Annotated in this window: 19 protein-coding genes; 9 read left to right on the top strand and 10 right to left on the bottom strand. The window is 37.6% G+C overall.

From position 1 onward, the window contains the following. Window positions 1-79 precede the first annotated feature (79 nt). The gene (locus RFW85_RS10185) at window positions 80-1,405 is read left to right on the top strand and encodes a hemolysin family protein (RefSeq protein ID WP_002117726.1); all 1,326 of its coding nucleotides are present in this window, start codon (window positions 80-82) and stop codon (window positions 1,403-1,405) included. A gap of 569 nt (window positions 1,406-1,974) precedes the next feature. After that, entirely contained in the window at window positions 1,975-3,312 is a 1,338-nt protein-coding gene (locus RFW85_RS10180; RefSeq protein WP_170248910.1) for a CitMHS family transporter, read from the top strand. A 40-nt stretch (window positions 3,313-3,352) separates the two neighbouring features. Here RFW85_RS10180 and RFW85_RS10175 read toward each other — a convergent pair whose 3' ends face one another. Beyond that, on the bottom strand, window positions 3,353-3,865 hold the full coding sequence (locus RFW85_RS10175; protein WP_170248909.1) for a hypothetical protein: 513 nt from the start codon (window positions 3,863-3,865) through the stop codon (window positions 3,353-3,355). A gap of 221 nt (window positions 3,866-4,086) precedes the next feature. On the opposite strand from RFW85_RS10175, the gene RFW85_RS10170 reads away from it, so the two are divergent. Beyond that, entirely contained in the window at window positions 4,087-4,635 is a 549-nt protein-coding gene (locus tag RFW85_RS10170; protein ID WP_170248908.1) for a DUF2239 family protein, read from the top strand. Window positions 4,636-4,688: 53 nt separating this feature from the next. On the opposite strand, the gene cysN is transcribed toward RFW85_RS10170, so the two are convergent. From cysN to lysS, 5 genes are all read right to left on the bottom strand, one after another. Next, complete coding sequence (gene cysN, locus RFW85_RS10165; protein ID WP_170248907.1) at window positions 4,689-6,302, bottom strand: sulfate adenylyltransferase subunit CysN; 1,614 nt, start codon at window positions 6,300-6,302, stop codon at window positions 4,689-4,691. A 30-nt stretch (window positions 6,303-6,332) separates the two neighbouring features. After that, window positions 6,333-7,241 carry a sulfate adenylyltransferase subunit CysD gene (gene cysD, locus RFW85_RS10160; RefSeq protein WP_000140408.1) on the bottom strand — a complete coding sequence of 303 codons (909 nt, stop codon included), beginning with the start codon at window positions 7,239-7,241 and terminating at the stop codon, window positions 6,333-6,335. Further along, window positions 7,234-7,365: a hypothetical protein gene (locus RFW85_RS10155; protein ID WP_002117520.1), complete on the bottom strand. Its 132-nt coding sequence runs from the start codon at window positions 7,363-7,365 to the stop codon at window positions 7,234-7,236. The genes cysD and RFW85_RS10155 overlap by 8 nt, the downstream gene beginning before the upstream one ends. A gap of 253 nt (window positions 7,366-7,618) precedes the next feature. Further along, on the bottom strand, window positions 7,619-9,061 hold the full coding sequence (locus tag RFW85_RS10150) for a capsule assembly Wzi family protein (RefSeq protein WP_086264887.1): 1,443 nt from the start codon (window positions 9,059-9,061) through the stop codon (window positions 7,619-7,621). Window positions 9,062-9,247: 186 nt separating this feature from the next. Beyond that, a complete protein-coding gene (gene lysS, locus RFW85_RS10145) occupies window positions 9,248-10,777 on the bottom strand; it encodes a lysine--tRNA ligase (RefSeq protein WP_005070604.1) in 1,530 nt (509 codons plus the stop codon). A 256-nt stretch (window positions 10,778-11,033) separates the two neighbouring features. On the opposite strand from lysS, the gene RFW85_RS10140 reads away from it, so the two are divergent. Next, window positions 11,034-11,522: a YqiA/YcfP family alpha/beta fold hydrolase gene (locus RFW85_RS10140; RefSeq protein WP_170248906.1), complete on the top strand. Its 489-nt coding sequence runs from the start codon at window positions 11,034-11,036 to the stop codon at window positions 11,520-11,522. An 11-nt stretch (window positions 11,523-11,533) separates the two neighbouring features. Here the strand turns inward: RFW85_RS10140 and RFW85_RS10135 are convergent, their stop codons facing one another. Beyond that, the gene (locus tag RFW85_RS10135) at window positions 11,534-11,977 is read right to left on the bottom strand and encodes an SRPBCC domain-containing protein (protein ID WP_170248905.1); all 444 of its coding nucleotides are present in this window, start codon (window positions 11,975-11,977) and stop codon (window positions 11,534-11,536) included. A 446-nt stretch (window positions 11,978-12,423) separates the two neighbouring features. On the opposite strand from RFW85_RS10135, the gene rubA reads away from it, so the two are divergent. From rubA to oxyR, 4 genes are all read left to right on the top strand, one after another. After that, complete coding sequence (gene rubA / locus RFW85_RS10130) at window positions 12,424-12,588, top strand: rubredoxin RubA (protein WP_000760495.1); 165 nt, start codon at window positions 12,424-12,426, stop codon at window positions 12,586-12,588. 94 nt (window positions 12,589-12,682) lie between these two features. Next, window positions 12,683-13,864, top strand: a complete 1,182-nt coding sequence (gene rubB, locus RFW85_RS10125; protein WP_170248904.1) for a rubredoxin reductase RubB — start codon at window positions 12,683-12,685, stop codon at window positions 13,862-13,864. A 52-nt stretch (window positions 13,865-13,916) separates the two neighbouring features. After that, entirely contained in the window at window positions 13,917-14,861 is a 945-nt protein-coding gene (gene estB / locus RFW85_RS10120) for an esterase EstB (protein ID WP_002117541.1), read from the top strand. 6 nt (window positions 14,862-14,867) lie between these two features. Continuing rightward, a complete protein-coding gene (gene oxyR / locus RFW85_RS10115; RefSeq protein ID WP_170248903.1) occupies window positions 14,868-15,776 on the top strand; it encodes a LysR family transcriptional regulator OxyR in 909 nt (302 codons plus the stop codon). A 27-nt stretch (window positions 15,777-15,803) separates the two neighbouring features. Here the strand turns inward: oxyR and RFW85_RS10110 are convergent, their stop codons facing one another. After that, window positions 15,804-16,394 carry an SPOR domain-containing protein gene (locus RFW85_RS10110; protein ID WP_170248963.1) on the bottom strand — a complete coding sequence of 197 codons (591 nt, stop codon included), beginning with the start codon at window positions 16,392-16,394 and terminating at the stop codon, window positions 15,804-15,806. A gap of 60 nt (window positions 16,395-16,454) precedes the next feature. Here RFW85_RS10110 and RFW85_RS10105 point away from each other — a divergent pair, with 60 nt between their 5' ends. Continuing rightward, window positions 16,455-16,580, top strand: coding sequence for a hypothetical protein (locus RFW85_RS10105; protein ID WP_170248961.1), 126 nt, complete (start codon window positions 16,455-16,457; stop codon window positions 16,578-16,580). Between the two features lie 58 nt (window positions 16,581-16,638). Here the strand turns inward: RFW85_RS10105 and ppk1 are convergent, their stop codons facing one another. After that, window positions 16,639-18,717, bottom strand: a complete 2,079-nt coding sequence (gene ppk1 / locus RFW85_RS10100) for a polyphosphate kinase 1 (RefSeq protein WP_170248902.1) — start codon at window positions 18,715-18,717, stop codon at window positions 16,639-16,641. 104 nt (window positions 18,718-18,821) lie between these two features. After that, complete coding sequence (gene mtgA, locus RFW85_RS10095; protein ID WP_170248901.1) at window positions 18,822-19,499, bottom strand: monofunctional biosynthetic peptidoglycan transglycosylase; 678 nt, start codon at window positions 19,497-19,499, stop codon at window positions 18,822-18,824. Window positions 19,500-19,548: the final 49 nt, after the last annotated feature.

The following is a 19,548-nucleotide window of genomic DNA, read 5'->3' as shown; positions in this document are numbered from 1 at the left end:
GCTGAGCAATCAATCTGATTACCTCAGCGCTTTTTTGTGTTAAAACATAGTCATAATAATGATGAACCTCGGGTGATTTGTGAGTCTCTTTCAAAATATCATTATCATCGTACTGCTCATCATCGCAGCAGGCTTTTTATCTTTAACTGAAATTGCATTGGCTGGCGCCAGAAAAGTAAAGTTAAAAATTTTAGCCGAAGCTGGCGAAGAACGTGCCCAACAAGTACTTGATCTACAAGAACAATCTGCCGACTTTTTTGCAGCTTCTCAAATTGGCCTAAATGCAGTTGCAATTTTAGGCGGTATTTTGGGTGAAGCTGCTTTTCGTCCTTTTTTCGTCACTTTAGTTGACCGCTTTTATGAAGGCCCTTGGACACAAACTATCGGTTTTGCCCTCTCCTTCACTTTAGTAACTTCCTTATTTATTTTATTCGCCGATCTCATGCCAAAACGTTTGGCAATGATTGCACCTGAAAAAATTGCAATTAGCGTTATTAACCCGATTCAAGTTTTTATTAAGGTATGTAAACCCTTAGCTTGGGGAATTAATGCTATTGCGAACCTGTTATTTCGATTGTTTAAAGTCAATACAACACGCGAAGATAACATTACTTTTGATGATATCTCAGCGGTCATGGATGCAGGTGCTCAAGCTGGTGTACTTCAAAAACAAGAGCACCACTTTATTGAAAATGTTTTTGAATTAGAAGAACGCACAGTACCCTCAAGCATGACGACACGCGAGAACGTCGTTTATTTCACCTTAAATGAACATGAAGATAGTATTCGACAAAAATTAGCAGAATATCCTTATTCAAAATTTTTGGTGTGTAATGAAAATATTGATCAAGTCATTGGCTATGTTGATGCTAAAGATTTCTTAGTACGCATTTTAAATAATCAATCACCAACTCAATTAAATGAGTCTACCATTCGTACTGTACTCATGATTCCCGACACCCTCACACTCTCTGAACTACTCGACCGGTTTCGCTCTACAAAAGAGAAATTTGCTGTCGTTATCAATGAATATGCACTTGTTGTAGGAGTAATTACATTAAGTGATATCATGATTACAGTTATGGGTGATTGGGTTACCCCTATTGAAGAAGAACAGCAAATCATTAAACGTGATAATAACTCTTGGTTAATTGATGGCAGCACACCAATTGATGACCTAAGACATGCTCTTGAAATTGATGAAATGCCTGATGAAGAAAACTATGAGACACTCGCAGGTTTTATGATGTACCGTTTACGTAAAATTCCGCGTCCAGCAGATTTTGTAGAATTTGGTGGCTATAAATTTGAAGTTGTCGATGTCGACCATTTTAAAATTGACCAACTTCTTGTAACTCGAATTTTAGAACAAACCGAAACACACTCATCAATTGATGAAAACTAATCATTATTAATTTAAATACCCCACAATTTAGCTGGGGTATTTTTTTAAAACTAAATAACTTTTTTAAATATGTGTAATAATTATTTTAGATTCATTTATTCAATTTGCTCTTTTAATTTAAAAGTATTATTATTTTATTTGGTAACCCTATTAAAGCTTAAATACTGAAAATTAATAAAATAATCTATATCTCTCAACTGCCTATAAAATGATTAAGTCCCATTTACATTGTAAACAAACTTCTGTAACTTAAACCAAAGCCAATCTTTAAATGGTTCTTCTTCTCATTTCAATCATCAAAATATATATAATTTCAAAAAATGCCATATAATTTTTATTTTTATAATACCTTTATATTGTTTTATAATGATATGCATTTATTATAAGACCACTATAACCTTAATATATATGTTCAGTATTTCATTTAAATATACCCCTTCAAACGAATATATATTAACCAAATAAACTAAATATATTATTTGTCTTTTTAATAAAAATTAATAAGAATAACCAAGGTCAGAGTTTTGAATAAACTTGTTCAGTAAAACTATAGGCAAAGGATTGATTGTATGCTGACATTACTTGGTGTTGGCATGATTTTGTGCTTCATGTACTTAATCATGTCCAAACGTTTAAGCCCTATTATTGCTTTAATTCTCATCCCGTTTATTTTTTCTCTCATTGCTTGGGGCCTAGGTCATTACTTTGAAAGTTTAAGTCACATTGAACTTAAAGGTCTCAGTGAGATGATGCTGGATGGCATCAAAAAATTAGCGCCAACTGGCGTAATGCTTTTATTCGCAATTTTGTATTTTGCCTTAATGATCGATGCAGGTCTTTTCGACCCACCGGTTAAATGGATTTTGAAAAAAGTTAAAGGCGATCCTTTAAAAATTACTCTAGGAACAGTCTTTTTAACTACTCTCGTGTCTTTAGATGGCGATGGCTCAACCACTTATATGATCTGTGTGGCTGCAATGTTGCCACTTTATCAACGTCTAGGAATGAACACACTCATCATGACTGCGCTTATGCTGTTATGTAGTGGTGTAATGAACCTAACGCCATGGGGTGGTCCTACTGCTCGTGCTGCAAGTGCATTACAAGTTGATCCAAGCCATATTTTCGTACCAATGATCCTTCCAATGATCATTAGTATTGGTTGGTTATTCTTCTTGGCATATTTATATGGCCGTTATGAGCAAAAACGTTTAGGCGTGATTGAGCTTGAAAGTCATCATGGTGACAATATTACCGTGTCAAAAGACCCTGAAGCGACGCGTCCACATTTACGCAAAGTAAATATGGTACTTACTATTATTCTCATGATTGCTTTGATCAAAGGCATTTTACCTATGTCTGTGTTGTTCATGATAGCTTTCTGTATCGCAATGCTCATTAACTACCCTGATGTTGATATGCAGAAAAAGCGCATTGCAATGCATGCAGATAGTGTCTTAGCTGTTGTGGGCTTAATTTTCGCAGCAGGTATTTTCACAGGTATTTTATCTGGCACAGGTATGGTTGAGGCGATGTCTAAAGAATTCGTCGCAATGATTCCTCCAAGCATGGGTCCTTATCTTGCACCAATCACTGCTTTAGTGAGTATGCCGTTGACATTCTTTATGTCAAATGATGCTTTCTTCTATGGTGTACTACCAATTCTTGCTGAAGCCGCTTCACATTATGGTATTAGTGCAGAAGCGATTGCTCGTGCTTCGATTGTAGGTCAACCTGTACACTTACTTTCACCACTTGTTCCATCAACCTATTTATTATGTGGTCTTGCTAAAGTCGATTTTGCCGACCATCAAAAATTCACTTTAAAGTGGGCATTCATAACGTGTATGGTATTAATGGGTACTGCTTTAGTGATTGGTGTTTTCCCACTCTTTAGCACGCTTTAATTATTCATATGCAATAAAAAAGCCCCAATCGGGGCTTTTTTTATTTCTGTATATATTCAATTAAGTGATCTAACACAATGTTAAAATGCAATGTAATGTCCTCTTCTAAAATTTTATAGGCATTATCAAACTGAACCATTGGCCAACCTTCTTTCCAAAATGGAAAAATATTGTGTAGACCTTCAGTCACGATCGCGTCTTCACGACTAATCGCTTGAGCAACTTGAGCTAAAACCTGCGCGGTTTCTGCACCATCAATAGCTAAATAATCAATACCACGTGCTTTAAAAATACGGATACGGTCTTTTTTATAACGGATCTTTTTCGCCTGACCTGAATTCAAGCCTAATGCCAGCGTAGCAGCTTCTACAAATTTTTCTTCAAAGTTTGCATTCAATGCAACTAAAGCCTGCTTATGTGCTTCTTGACGCCCAGCTTTCCCCCCATTACGGATAATCTCATTTGCTTCCGTATCTAGCTTATCTTTTTTCATCGACTGTAAAATGTCTAAAATTTCGATATCGCTTAAAGATTCAGGAGATTGCTCAAACATAGGAGTCTCTATACATACAACTAAAGGCGTATTCTCTCATAAAAGCGCTACTAAAGCAGAGTAAAATTTTAAATAGCCTATTATCTTGACTATTTTTATAGTCCTAATTTCAGAGACCACACTCATAAAATCAGTTAATTCTTGGTTATGATTTTTACTATTTGCTAAATTAATTTTACCCTGATAATATTATTTTACCCTGATAAAAATATGCGGCTAAAATGGATACTAAAATCACCTATACTGCTTTCACTGGAAGCACACTTATTGCGAGTGACTCTCTGATTGAACTTGCAAAAAAACTAAAAACTCTTCCTAAAACAACAGAAAATATTCTGATTTTTAATGATCAAACAGGTCAACAAATTGATCTTGATCTTTCTGGTTCGGAACAAGAAATTCAACAACGTTATGCTGAACCAGAAGAAATTAAAAAAGTTGGACGACCTAAACTTGGCGTAATTTCGCGTGAAATCACTTTACAGAAAAAACATTGGGATTGGTTAGATCAACAAAGTGCGAGTGCATCAGCAGTGATTCGCAAGTTAATTGATAAAGAGTTAAATAACCCAAATTCTGAAGGTAATATTATGCTCGCTAAACAAGCTATCGACCGTTTTATGTCTGCTATGTTGGGCAATATGCCAAATTACGAAGAAGCAACACGTGCCTTATATCAAGGTGATCGAGATATATTTTTAAAGATGATTCAGAGCTACCCCAAAGATGTAAGGGAATATTTAACTTTAAAAACTCAAAGTATTTTCTAAACTCAATAAAAAAAACCCGCTTACGCGGGTTTTTTCAAAATTAATTCAGTCTCTTAAAGACGAACTAACTCCACAACTTTTTCAGCTGCCTCTTCAACGGTTTCAGCAGTAACTTCTGTATCCGTACCTTCCACAGAAGTTGTGATAACCACAACACCTGTCTCACGCAATAAAGTAATTTGCTCAGCAGTTAAGTTGGCTTTTGCAATCGCAACTACACCTTGCTGAATCAGCAAGCTTTCTAAAACTTGAGCTTTCTCGATTAACTGTGCAGAAATCCCAATCACCGCTGGCTTTTGGCCCAAACGTGCAGCACGATCTTCAGCTGTTACAGGATTACTATGAGCAGTCCATTCAACGGCAGCTTCAACCATGCCTGCACCAACAGTTACGTTGCTTAAGCGGTCAATAAAGATGAATGAACCTGTATAACGAGAATCTTGATATTGATCAAACACAACTGGCGCGTCGAACTCAACTACAACATCTGCAATTGCATTTAACTCAAGCTCTTCCACATGAGTATGTTCAAGTGTATTCACATTCACTCGATAGTGAATATTAGTAACTTTAGCAGGAACAGTCTGGGTACCAATTTTAACGTTGTACAACTTACCTTTCACGAGCGGATGTTCATTCATCCACACCACTGAAGCACGAACACTACGTGAAATTAATGGTTGCTCGCCAGCACGTACTAGAACGTTACCACGGCTAATATCAATTTCATCATTCAGGGTCAATGTAACCGCTTGACCCGCTACAGCCTGCTCAAGGTTTCCATCAAAAGTAACGATTTCTTTAACTGTTGAGCGCTTACCTGATGGTAGTGCAACAATCTCATCACCAACATTGATTTCACCTAAAGCAACGGTACCCGCAAAACCACGGAAATCAAGGTTTGGACGGTTTACATACTGAACAGGGAAACGGAATTCGTGTTTGTTCGATTCACGACTGATTTCCACAGACTCAAGAATGCTCATCAAGGTTTGACCCTTGTACCAAGGCGTATGAGCTGACGAATTTACAACGTTATCGCCATTTAAAGCAGAGATTGGTACAAACTGAATATTGGCAGGACGGCGATCACCTAATTGGCCTACGAAAGCATCATATTCAATCTGAATTTCAGTGAAACGTTCAGGTGAATATTCAACCAAGTCCATCTTATTGATTGCAACAACGATATTTTTAATACCAAGCAAACTTGCAATAAAAGTATGGCGACGAGTTTGAGTTTGTACACCATAACGTGCATCAATCAAGATGATTGCCAAGTCCGCAGTCGACGCACCTGTTGCCATGTTACGGGTATATTGTTCATGCCCTGGGGTATCCGCAATAATAAACTTACGTTTTTCTGTTGAGAAATAACGGTAAGCTACGTCAATGGTAATACCTTGTTCACGTTCTGCTTGTAGTCCATCTACTAGTAATGCCAAGTCTGGTGCATCACCCGTAGTTCCTACTTTTTTACTGTCACGCGTTACTGCTTGCAATTGATCTTCATAAATCAATTTTGAATCGTAAAGTAAACGCCCAATAAGCGTACTTTTACCATCGTCTACATTACCGCAAGTCAAAAAGCGTAGAAGGTCTTTTTGTTCATGTTGCTTTAAATAGGCCAAGATATCTTGACTGATTAATTCTGATTGATGAGACATTGCTCAAACTCCACAAATTTAGAAATTGTCTTAGAAATAGCCTTCTTGCTTTTTCTTTTCCATTGAGCCCGCTTCATCATGGTCAATCATACGACCTTGACGCTCAGAACTCGTGGCTAAAAGCATCTCTTGGATAATTTCAGGTAACGTATCTGCTTCAGACTCAACTGCACCAGTTAACGGGTAACAGCCAAGCGTACGGAAACGTACAGACTTCATCTGTGGAACTTCACCCTCTTTTAAGCGCATACGCTCGTCATCAACCATGATTAACGTACCACTACGCTCTACTACTGGACGAACAGCAGAGAAATAAAGAGGAACAATTTGAATATTTTCTAAATAGATATATTGCCAGATATCCAACTCTGTCCAGTTCGATAATGGGAATACACGAATACTTTCGCCTTTGTTCACTTTACCATTGTAAAGGTTCCAAAGTTCAGGACGTTGGTTTTTAGGGTCCCAACGGTGTTTACTATCACGGAATGAATATACACGCTCTTTCGCACGTGATTTTTCTTCATCACGACGTGCACCACCAAAAGCAGCATCAAATTGATATTTATCCAAAGCCTGTTTTAAAGCTTGGGTTTTCATAATATCTGTATATTTTGAACTACCATGATCAAATGGGTTGATCCCAGCTTCACGGCCTTCTTTGTTTTGATGAACAATTAAGTCAAAACCATGAGTTTTTGCCATGTTATCGCGAAACGCGATCATATCTTTAAACTTCCAACCCGTATCTACATGTAATAATGGGAATGGAAGTTTCGCTGGATAAAATGCTTTTAATGCAAGATGAAGCATAACAGCCGAGTCTTTACCAATTGAGTAAAGCATGACTGGGTTTTCGAATTCTGCAGCAACTTCACGGATAATATGAATACTTTCAGCTTCAAGTTGCTTGAGATGTGTGAGTCTTGATTCAGTCATGAACACGTCCTTCTCTATCCATTTTGCCCATAAAATCTAGAAGTAGTATTAAACCACCACCTAGAAGACCATGTGGAGGAACGAGTGCCATAACAACTCCAATTTTTCGTGATAGATAATCCAACTACAAGCCTTTATATCGCTTATAGCATTAGTTATGCATTATAGTGATTTAAAACCGATTCCTTTTGCTTGTTTTTTCATATTGATATTCGATTTAATCATATGCATGTAATATGCTGATTCACTTGCACAACTTTGTAATCCTAGCTTGTGTAGTTAACTTAAGCAAATCATGTTCTAGTCTTTAGATTTCTTTAAAAACCATAAAAAAGAGAAGCATTAATCGCTTCTCTTTTTGAAAACATGATCTAATCTTAGAAACCAAACATTTTACGTTCTAATGGAATTTCAATACCAATAGATGCACCTGCATCATTACCCTCAAGATCCGAATCACTTACCCATCCATTAATTTTTAATGGAAGATCAGGTTTAATGAAATGCGTCCACGTTAAATCAAGTGCTTTAATTTCATCATCTTTAGGGAATGCTTTATTGATTGCCAAGTTAGATTGGTTAACTTTAACCACCATAGCGCGACCACTTAAACGGTTCATGACATCAAAGCGGATATCACCACCCACTGAATACATTTGCCCATCACCCCCCATCGCATGTCCTAACGGGAAACCGTGTTGGTAATAACCATCTTTATAAATATAATGGTTATAAGAAATACCTTTTACATCACCATTGGTTCGTGTATCAGCCCATTCCGCATAAAGTTGATATGGCATATCATTGTAGCTTGACGAATAATCAACCCCAGCTAAATACATCTTTTTAGATGGTAGTAACCCAGCCTCATCTTCACCCACATATTGCCCATAAACGCCAACAGGAGCATTTAAAAGAGATTGAAGATTTAAACGGGCATCAAATCCAGCAATTTGGTTAGACCTGTCTTCAGAGGCATCATAAACATTATCATTACCCTTAATCGCATTCCATAAAGAATCCCAACTTTCAGAACGTCCTTCACCACCCCATTGTAAAGTTCGAGAAGCACCGAGTTCTAAATAAGGTAATGGTCTTGCAGTTACACGTAAACCTAATAATTTAGCATCAGGAACTGCTTTATAATCATCTAATTGACCTGCAAAAGCTTGATATTGCCAAGGCCCAATCCAAGATAACCATTTTGTTTCAAAAGCATTTTGCACAGCACGCTGTGCAGTCACGCCATAAACGGGACGACTCGCATCACCACGAATTAAACTACCATCGTGTCCAGGTCCCCACCATGTTGGAATTTGACCTGCAACTACCCATTGATTCCAAAGTTTACCAGCGACATATGAACCCTCGACATTAACATCTTGCCCATTGTCGATTTGCGGGTCTTTTTCTGCATTTACTCGGATTTTTGCATCCCAGTTTTCACCACCCGCATTAAATTCTAACGAACCTTGATATTGAGCTTTTTGGTTATCACCAAATGCTTGTGGAATATTTTTAATATCAGTTTCAGCAAAAGCACCCACTTTCACTGTATTGTTATCTGCTTTTAATGCATTAAGAACTGAGTTAATAACTTTTTGTTGAGCTGGATGAGACACTTTTGCCTGAGAGAGTGCACGCTGAATTTCATCACCACTTAACGGCCAAGTTGAAGTGCTAATATTAATAACACCTTGCTGATTTAACCAATTTAAGTCTGTACGTAAGTCCTCATCATTTAGCACCAAACCTTGTGCAAAAATAGCGGATGAAGCAGTTGCCAATATTGCAATCGAAAGTGTTTTTCTTAGAAACATGCCAGCACAATTCTCAAAGTTATTTATGAGCAACACCTTAAATTTTTTATCACAACTTTGCAATTGTTAAACTGTGCAATTACATTTTTTAACGCTATCTTAAGATTAGTATAAGTAGGTAAGTTTCTAGATATAAAAAGTAATAAAAAAGGCAGTATAAATACTGCCTTTTCGCATCTTAGAAGATTAGCCTTCTTTACGGCGCATATGCGGGAATAAAATTACATCGCGGATGCTTGGTGCGTCAGCAAATAACATAACCAAACGGTCAATACCAATACCTTCACCTGCTGTTGGAGGTAAACCATATTCAAGTGCTTCAACAAACTCTGCATCGTAATGCATTGCTTCATCATCACCAGCGTCTTTTTCAGCAACTTGCGCTTGGAAACGCTCAGCTTGATCGATTGGGTCATTTAACTCGCTGAAGCCATTTGCTAATTCACGACCACCGATGAAGAATTCAAAACGATCTGTAACGTGTGGATTGTCATCGTTACGACGAGCCAATGGAGATGTTTCCGCTGGATAATCGGTAATAAATGTTGGCTGACGAAGTTTAGTCTCAACAGTTTCTTCAAATACGATTGTTTGAAGCTTACCTAAACCAAAACCTGGCTTAACTTCTTCTTTCAACTCTTCACGAATAAATTTTGCAAGAAACTCGCGATCACTTACATTTTCAGGTGTGAACTGCGGGTTATTCTCTAAAATCGCATCGAACATAGAGATTTTCTTGAATGGTCCTTTGAAGCTAAATACTTCACCTTGGTAAGGAACATCAGTTGTACCTAGAATATCTAAAGCCAACTTTTCAAGCATATTTTCAGTCAATGCCATTAAGTCTTTATAATCAGCATATGCCTGATAAAACTCGATCATCGTGAATTCAGGGTTGTGGCGTGTTGACACCCCTTCATTACGGAAGTTACGGTTGATTTCGAACACACGCTCAAAACCACCAACCACTAAACGCTTCAAATAAAGTTCAGGCGCAATACGTAAGAATAAAGGCATATCCAAAGCATTGTGATGCGTTTCAAATGGACGTGCAGAAGCACCACCTGGAATCACATGCATCATTGGCGTTTCAACTTCCATGAAACGTTCGTTGTTTAAGAACGCTCGGATACCAGCAACAACTTTGGCGCGGATTTCAAAAGTTTTACGTGTTTCTTCATTCACAATTAAGTCAAGGTAGCGTTTACGGTACTTAACTTCTGTGTCATTTAAGCCATGAAATTTATCTGGTAACGGACGAAGAGATTTTGTAAGAAGTTCAAAACCTTCAAGATGAACATATAAGTCACCTTTGCCCGAACGTCCGATATAACCTTCGGCAGCAATAATGTCACCAAGATCTAAACCTTTAATAGTTTCAAGAATATCTTTTGGTAAGCCTTTACGGTCAACATATAACTGAATACGACCTGTCATGTCTTGAATCACCATGAAAGAACCACGGTTTAACATGACACGGCCAGCCACTTTTACATAAACATGCTCAGCGCTTTCAATTTGTTCTTTCGACTGATCTTTAAATTGTTCTTGTAGATCAGCTGCGTAATGTTCACGCTTAAAAGTATTTGGCCAAGGACTCTTTCCAGTTTCCTTCGCAACATCTTGGATTTGCTTTAATTTGGCATGACGCTGTGCAATTAAATCGTTTTCGGAAATAGTTGGTTCAGAAGTCGATTGAGCGTTTTGTTGCGTCATCTCTGCCTCGATTAAGTAAAAATGAAGTGGCATAGCTTAACAGATTGCAGGAGTTTTTCGAATGATTTCAATCAAACAAAAATGAAAAAAGACAATTTATGGAAAAGAGCAGTACTTTTTAAAGGCAAAATGACTTAGACCAATCGCTAAGATCATTTTTTAAAGCTTTTAGTAAAATATAAAAAAATCCAAATAACCTCGATATTCAAAGGCCCTATTTGCCTTGTATTTTATCAATGAGATTGTGTCGTAAATAATGAAAATTCTATTTTTACATGGCTTGGATTCTTCTCGTGAATCGACAAAGTTCCACGCCATTTTACATCCTGAAAAATTTTGTATTGACGTTGATTATCGTAACTTAAGTTATGCGTCTGTTGAGTACTTTTATCATCAGGCTATTCAAACGATCAAACCAGATTTACTGGTTGGTCACAGCCTTGGAGGATATTGGGCCTTAAAAACTGCCGCTCAACATAAATTAGCTGTGATTGTGGCAAATCCAAGTCTTACACCTAGTTTTCGACCTGACTATCCTCAACTTTCTGAAGAGGAGCTCACCATCTCTAATCCTAAAATGGCCTATTTAGAATTAGGAGATGAGCAACTTGATATGTATCAGGTTCAAGAAAAACTTGCACCCTACATGAATATTGAAACATTTGAAGGTGGACATCATCGCTTAGCCTATCCTTCTCGCATCAATGATTTGATTATGAAAATTTATAAAAAATATTTGGCTTAGATTTAAACAGATTATTTATTTTTTTCTGCCAATTTCTTGATTACCTCAAAACCTTGGACGAAGCCACTTTTCAACATACCCATATATTCGGGTAAGGTGGCCAATTCGACTCTTAAAGTAGTTACATTATCGTGTTGGCTTAGAAAATATTTTTCTAGGGAACCACTCCATCCTTTAACTTCGTCACTTTCTAAATCTTCCTTACCGTCCTTAATCATTCCTAAATGTTTAAAAATCAAAATTTCCGGTTTTTTCAATTCTTTGATTGTGGAAATCATGCCATTTCCTTCACCATCTAAAAAATAAGTTTTACCATCTACTTGCCAATCGGTACGCATTGAGGAATCTGGGGCAAAGAATTTTGTCCAAGTATTATATGTCTCGTTATTCCAGAGCAATTCCCATACTTTCTCTATAGGCGCTTCAATGTCTACTTCGTATACTAAGTTTTCCATACTTCACTTCCCTGATTTATTCCGTTCTTATGATGTCGAATTTTAATTTTCGGATTTAATGATGACATCTATTACATTTTCATTTGTTGTTATTTAGCTTCCTTATTATATAAATCTTTTAAATGAGCAGACACTTTTTATTTCTCAATAATTTCACAAACAACATTAAGTTTACAATTAACGTTAAGAATGTATTAGTTATTATTAGTTTATGCTCAAGTTTTGCCTAAAAAACCACTTATTTGTCCTAACCTGCCATTCATCTTTGCTTACGAATGATTAAACTCCGTTATTTGCTTTACATTAAATGTAGAACTGCGTAAAAATTTGATATCCGATCAAAGGCACATTGGTTATTATTGACCGGATCGTGGTTACATTATTAATAGATGGAATAGTTTTACTGAAAGGCAGCTTTGAGCAAACTTATCAGTGCGGAGAGTCTCATGAAAAAATATCAATGTATCGTTTGTGGATGGATTTACGATGAAGCAGAAGGTTGGCCACAAGACGGCATTGCAGCTGGAACAAAATGGGAAGATATCCCTGATGACTGGACTTGCCCTGATTGCGGCGTTTCAAAAGCTGACTTCGAAATGATCGAAATCTAATGACTTCAAGTAAAAGGCCATGATTGACATGGTCTTTTTTACAAATATTACCAATCACCGTATTAAATAAATAATTCTAACTCTGGAGAGAAAAATGCATCCTATCGTTATTATCGGATCAGGCATGGCGGGTTATACCTTAGCGCGTGAATTTCGTAAGCTTAGTCCAGAGCAAGAACTTGTGATGATTTGTGCGGATGATGCAGTGAATTATGCAAAACCAACATTATCAAATGCATTTGCAGGTAAAAAAGCACCTGAACAAATTCCATTAGGTGATGCTGCAAAAATGGGTACCCAACTCAATATGCGTATTGAGCCTTTTACTTATGTAAAAGAAATTTTGACTGAACGCCATGAGCTTGTTCTTGAGAAAGATGGGGTAACTTCGAATCAACCCTATTCAAAACTGATTTTAGCTGTTGGTGCTAACCCAATTCGTCTTGCAATTGCAGGCGATGGTAGCGATGACATTCATGTAGTGAACTCGCTAATTGATTACCGTGCTTTCCGTGAAAATCTAGCTCAACGTAAAGACAAACGTGTTGTTATTTTAGGTGCTGGTTTAATTGGTTGTGAATTCGCCAATGACTTACTTCACAGTGAATATGACATTACTGTCATTGATTTGGCACCTCAACCATTAGGCCGCTTATTGCCAGGTCATATTGCTTCTGCATTCCAGCAAAATCTCGAAGAGGCTGGTGTTAAATTTGCATTAGGCACAACCGTTGAAAAAGTCAGCAAAATTAATGATGGCGAAGATTATGCGATTACACTCGCAAACGGCCAAACTTTGGTAGCAGACATTGTTCTTTCAGCCATTGGTTTACAGCCAAATATTTCACTTGCTAAAAGTGCAGATATTCAAACAAGCCGTGGAATTATTACCAATAGTTTACTTGAAACGAATCAAGCCGACATTTATGCAATTGGCGATTGCGCTGAAGTAAATGGCACGCTACTTCCATATGTAATGCCGATTATGCAGCAAGCTCGTGCTCTTGCTAAAACCCTCAGCGGACAACAAACTGCCGTACACTACCCTGCTATGCCCGTTGCAGTAAAAACTCCTGCAGCTCCACTTACAGTATTACCGGCACCAGTAGATGTAGAAGTGAACTGGGAAACAGAAGAGTTCGACGATGGTATGCTTGCTAAAGCAATTGACAATGAAGGAACATTGCGTGGTTTCGTATTGTTAGGTGCAACAGCAGGTAAACAACGCTTAACTTTAACAAAGCTTGTTCCAGATCTTATTCCAGCCCAAGCATAAGGTTTGAATCAGGAATACTCTTTTGTGAGTATTCCTTTAAGGAATGAATAACATGAATAGTGCCTTACAGTTTAACATTTCGCCGTACACATCTTTCATGCAAGAAACCAAAGTCAACTTAGGCAATGGTATTGAGCTACATGTAGAAGTAGGTGGAAAACCGGAACATCCAACCATTTTGCTGATTATGGGTCTTGGGGCTCAAATGCTTTTCTGGCCGGATTTTTTCTGTAAATCACTCATTGATCAAGGTTTTCGTGTTATTCGTTTTGATAACCGTGATATTGGCCTTTCTTCAAAAGTACGTCATGAAGGTAAACGGTTAAATACGGTTAAATTGATGGGTCGCTTTGCGCTGGGGTTAAGTAATCAAGGTGCCCCTTATACTCTGCATGATATGGCAGATGATGTATCAATGCTTATTGACCGCTTAGGCGTGACTAAAACACATGTCATTGGTGCATCAATGGGCGGGATGATCGCTCAAATTCTTGCAGCAAAATATCCTGAAAAGGTTGAGAAATTGGGGCTCATGTTTACAAGTAATAATCAGCCTTTTTTACCCCCTCCTTTTCCGAAACAGCTTTTGAGTTTAATTGGCAAACCTGAGTCACGTGACGAAGATGGTATTGTTAATCACAGTTTAAAATTATTTCAATTGATTGGTTCACCTGGTTACGTCAACCAGATTGAAGCAATGCAAACTGCACGCAAACTTTATCAACGTAGCTATTATCCTGCTGGTGTACTTCAACAGTTTTTAGCAATATTATGTACAGGCTCCTTACTTCAACTGGACCGTGAAATTAAGCAACCTGCGTTAGTCTTACATGGCTCTCGTGATCGCTTACTTCCACCTAGTCATGGTAAGGCTGTAGCAAAAGCAATTTCCGGTGCTAAGTTTGAATTAATTGATGGAATGGGGCATGATATCCCTGCACATTTTATTCCTCAGCTTAGCGGTTTATTTGCGCATCATTTTAAATCATCATACTAGGACACTATGGCTGCATTACCCTCACTAAGACAGCTATCATATTTAGTTACGTTGTCGGAAACTTTGCATTTTACTGAAGCAGCACGCCGCTCTTTTGTCACGCAATCGACGTTATCAGGCGGCATCATGGAGCTTGAACGATTGTTAGGTGGCGTTCTGGTAGAGCGTGACCGTCAGAATGTGCGTTTAACACCATTGGGTGAACAAGTTGTTGCTCGTGCCCGTGTATTACTAGCAGATGCTCAAGATTTAATGCGATTGAGCCGTGAAATGAGTGAACCGTTAACAGGTGATTTGCATTTGGGAGTTATCCCAACCATTGCACCTTTTATCCTGACACGGTTACTTGATGAAGTGCATCAGCAGTTACCTAAAATTCAGTTGCATCTGCATGAAGCTCAAAGTGAAAAAATTGTAGAGCGTCTAGAACACGGTAATCTAGACATGATTGTTCTTGCTCTACCGTTTGATACCAGAGGCCTAAAAGTCGCTGAAATCTCAAAAGAAAATTTGTACCTTGTATGTAGTAAACAAGATACAAATGCTTTACAAGCAAATTCTCTAGATGATCTTGATTTATCAAGATTAATTTTGCTTGAAGAAGGCCACTGTTTACGTGACCACGTTTTAAGTGCATGCCCTATCGGTGAACGTAAGAACGACAACCGTTTAAAAGCAAGCTCTTTACCAACATTAGTTGAAATGGTTTCTTCTGATTTAGGCTTTACGCTTTTACCAGAAATTGCAATTGAAAACAGTATGATCAAATTTAATGATCAGATTACTGCGAAACGAATTGAAGATGCTCCAAGCCGCACTTTGGCTCTCGTTACGCGTAAAAGTACGCCACTACAAAGTGAATTCGATGTATTACTGCAAATTATGCAGAAAATCACCACAAATTTACATGAATAAAAAGGAGTCTTCGGACTCCTTTTTATTTTATTGCGGTGTAAGAGATGCCCACTTAAATACCCAAGCAGATTGCATGTTCAAACTATGATCGGAAATAATTTTTTCTCTAATGATTTGTGCTATAGCATAATCGTTGGCTGGATCTATCATGACCCGTATTCCTTTAGTCGTTGAGCTAGTTACAACCTTGTAGCCCTTTGCTTCAAGCTGTGCCTGAATCTTATTTGCTTTATTTTGATTAGCTGCTAATGCAACTTGTACCATCCATTTCTTTTCACCATTTTCTAAAATCTCTTTAGCGATTGCAGCATCAAGTTGTTTTTTATTTTCAGAATCTTTCTTTTCTTCTATTTTTTTTGTATGAATCTTTTCAGTTTTCATTTTTGCTAAAAACTCATCTTGCTTTTGTTTTCTTGTTTGGTTGATTATTTCTTTATTCCTCTCTTCATTTTTTTTAGTTTTATCATTAGAGAGTGGCACAAAATAAGGATATATTGCTTGATCATCAAATCTTTGAAATACGATGATATCTCCATAACACTTCTGATCTGCATAAGCAGTCACTGACGTTATCCCCAAAAGTATTTTAATAAGTAAACTTCTAATAAAGCATTGCATCTTATTCATTTACCAAAGTTAAGTATATTTAGTGCGGCTTATTAAAGTAGATTTCTCGTAATTTGTATATTTTTAAAATTCAATGTTTTATGGCAAAAATCACATATTTTTAAAACATCTTGCTGTGCTTCAAATTATTATCGCTTATCCAACAACCATTTAGAAAATCTAACTAAATTACTTTGAATTTCAGTGAATTAAAAAGCCGACTTTTGTCGGCTTTTTAATTCAAGTTGAAAATTCATTATTTAATCATTTCTAGTAATGCCCTTTGAGCATTATGTAGTTTTTCACCCTCTGCTGGCTCAGCACGCACCCAAGTACCATCTGACTGTAACAACCAAGCTTGCTGGTTATCTTGCAAATAGTTTACTAGCCCTTGTTGATAGATACGCTTTTTCAAAACAGGATCTTCAATAGGGAAACATGCCTCAACACGATTAAATAAATTACGATCCATCCAGTCTGCACTTGAGCAGTAAATACGTGCATCGCCATTATTGCTGAAGTAATAAACGCGAGTATGTTCAAGGAAGCGTCCTACAATTGAACGTACACGAATATTTTCTGATAAATTAGGCAATCCTGGACGTAAACAGCAAATAGAACGAATAATTAAATCAATTTGAACACCCGCTTGAGATGCTTCATATAATTTATTGATCAATTGAACTTCCGTTAAGGCATTCACTTTCACAATGATTTGAGCTTTACGTCCTGCCTTAGCATTGGCAATTTCGTCATCAATAAAGTTGATGAGCTGAGCATGTAAGGTAAATGGTGCATGTAATAGCTTTTTCAATTTCGCCATTTTGCCCATACCCGTGAGTTCTTGGAAGATACGGTGCACGTCTTCACACAGATCTTTATCGGTCGTCATGAGACCATAATCGGTATAAATTCGAGCATTCATTGCATGGTAATTACCAGTGCCTAAATGAACGTAACGCACAAGTTTATTGTTTTCACGGCGTACCACCATAATCATTTTGGCATGAGTTTTATAACCAACAATACCGTAAACAACGACAGCCCCCGCTTCTTGTAAAACGTTAGCCACTTCAATATTTGACTCTTCATCAAAACGGGCACGCAATTCAATAACTGCGGTTACTTCTTTTCCATTACGTGCTGCTTCTGCCAAGATCTGTACAATTTCAGAGTCAGCACCACTACGGTAAAGTGTCTGCTTGATTGCCAATACTTGTGGATCGCGAGCAGCTTCACGAAGTAGCTGAATCACGGGAGCGAAAGATTCAAACGGATGATGAAGCAGAATGTCTTGCTTCTGCATTGCAGAGAAAATGCTCTCGGTCTTTTTAAACACTTTAGGCACAACCGGCGTATGTGAGTCATAACGCAAATGAGGGCGTTTAAAATTTGAAACCAGACGAGCCAAGTTTACAGGACCATCAACTTTATATAATTGCTCATCAGTTAAATCAAATTCTTCTAATAAGTACTCGTAAATATGCTGCGGACAGTTATGAGTTACTTCTAAGCGAACAGCACGACCAAAACGTCGAGAACTTAATTCACCTTTTAAAGCTTTAGCTAAATCTTCAACATCTTCATTTAATGCCAAGTCAGCATTACGTGTAACACGGAATTGATAACATCCCGTTGCTGTCATGCCAGGGAATAAATCGGACACATGTTCATGGATAATTGCAGATAGCATGACGTGATGTTCTTTACCACCCGTTAATTCGTCTGGTAAGCGTACAACGCGAGGTAATGAACGTGGGGCTGGGACCACAGCCAAATCAATTTGACGACCAAAAGCATCTTTACCTTCTAAGGTCACAATAAAGTTTAAGCTCTTATTGACGAGACGTGGGAACGGATGCGCTGGATCTAAGCTAATTGGAGTTAATACAGGTGCAACTTGTTCTTGAAAATACTTCTTAATCCAAGCCGACTGTGCTGGCGTTAGTTCACCACGACGGAGGAAGCAAATATCTTCTTCACGTAACTTAGGTAAGATTTCTTCATTTAAAATACGATATTGACGTTCAATCGCAGCATGAGCAGTTTCAGAGATTTTTTGTAAGACTTGTCTTGGCGTCAAACCATCAGGGCTACGACTTTCATTGCCCAGAGAAAATTGCTCCATCACCCCCGCAACACGAATTTCAAAAAACTCGTCTAGATTACGTGAAAAAATGAGCAAGAAATTCATTCGCTCAAGTAATGGATGTAAAGGGTCTACCGCTTGCTCCAATACACGCAAATGGAAGTCAAGAATAGACAATTCACGATTTATATAACGGTCATTATAACTATATTCTGTTGGGGTCGTTGGTGTAATCGCTGTATTCATGTCTAACTCAATTCTCTATCCAGCCAAAATCTCTATAAAACAGTATGCTGCAAAAATATGACAATTTGGTAAAAACTAAAAAATTTACACATCTTTAAACATCATTATTCAGGAATCTGGGTACTATTCATATAACGTAGAATAACGCGTTTTCTATATTGTAGTTTACGATCGTTGCGGTGATCTTGATAATATTTTGGATCAGGCAATAATGCGGCTAAAAAAGCAGCTTGTTCGCGCGTCAAGCTTCTCGCACTTTTACCATAATAATATTGAGCGGCTGCTTCAACACCATATCGATTTTTGCCAAATTCAACAGAATTCATATACACCTCAAGAATTCGGCGTTTTGACCATATTCGCTCCATCATCCAAGTTGCGATAGTTTCTTGGCCTTTACGAATAAACGAACGCTTATTGTATAAAAATAGGTTCTTTGCAAGTTGTTGAGACACCGTAGAACCACCAGCAACAACCTCTCCTTCTTCATTATTACGCTCTAGAGCAAAACGAATACCTTCCCAGTCAAAGCCATGATGATGAATAAATTTTGCATCTTCCCCAGCTAAAATCGCATGTTTGAAATTGTCGCTAATATCATCATAGTCAAGCCATTCATGAATGATGGGTTCTGAGGTGTCTGACCAATAATCAATTCGCATAAACATGGTTGTATCAACTTCATGTGTACGCCACCAAACCAAACTTGAGAAAATCCAAAGTTGAATAAGGAGAATTGCCCCAATAAAAATTAACAACACGCGAACAATAAAAGCTTTCATGTTCGTCCTGATCTCCTGTATTCAACTTTTTTCATGTTAAGCTGTTAAG

This window comes from Acinetobacter sp. 12966 (assembly GCF_031196995.1).
Taxonomy (GTDB): domain Bacteria; phylum Pseudomonadota; class Gammaproteobacteria; order Pseudomonadales; family Moraxellaceae; genus Acinetobacter; species Acinetobacter geminorum.
This window is presented reverse-complemented; position numbering and strand designations above follow the sequence as displayed.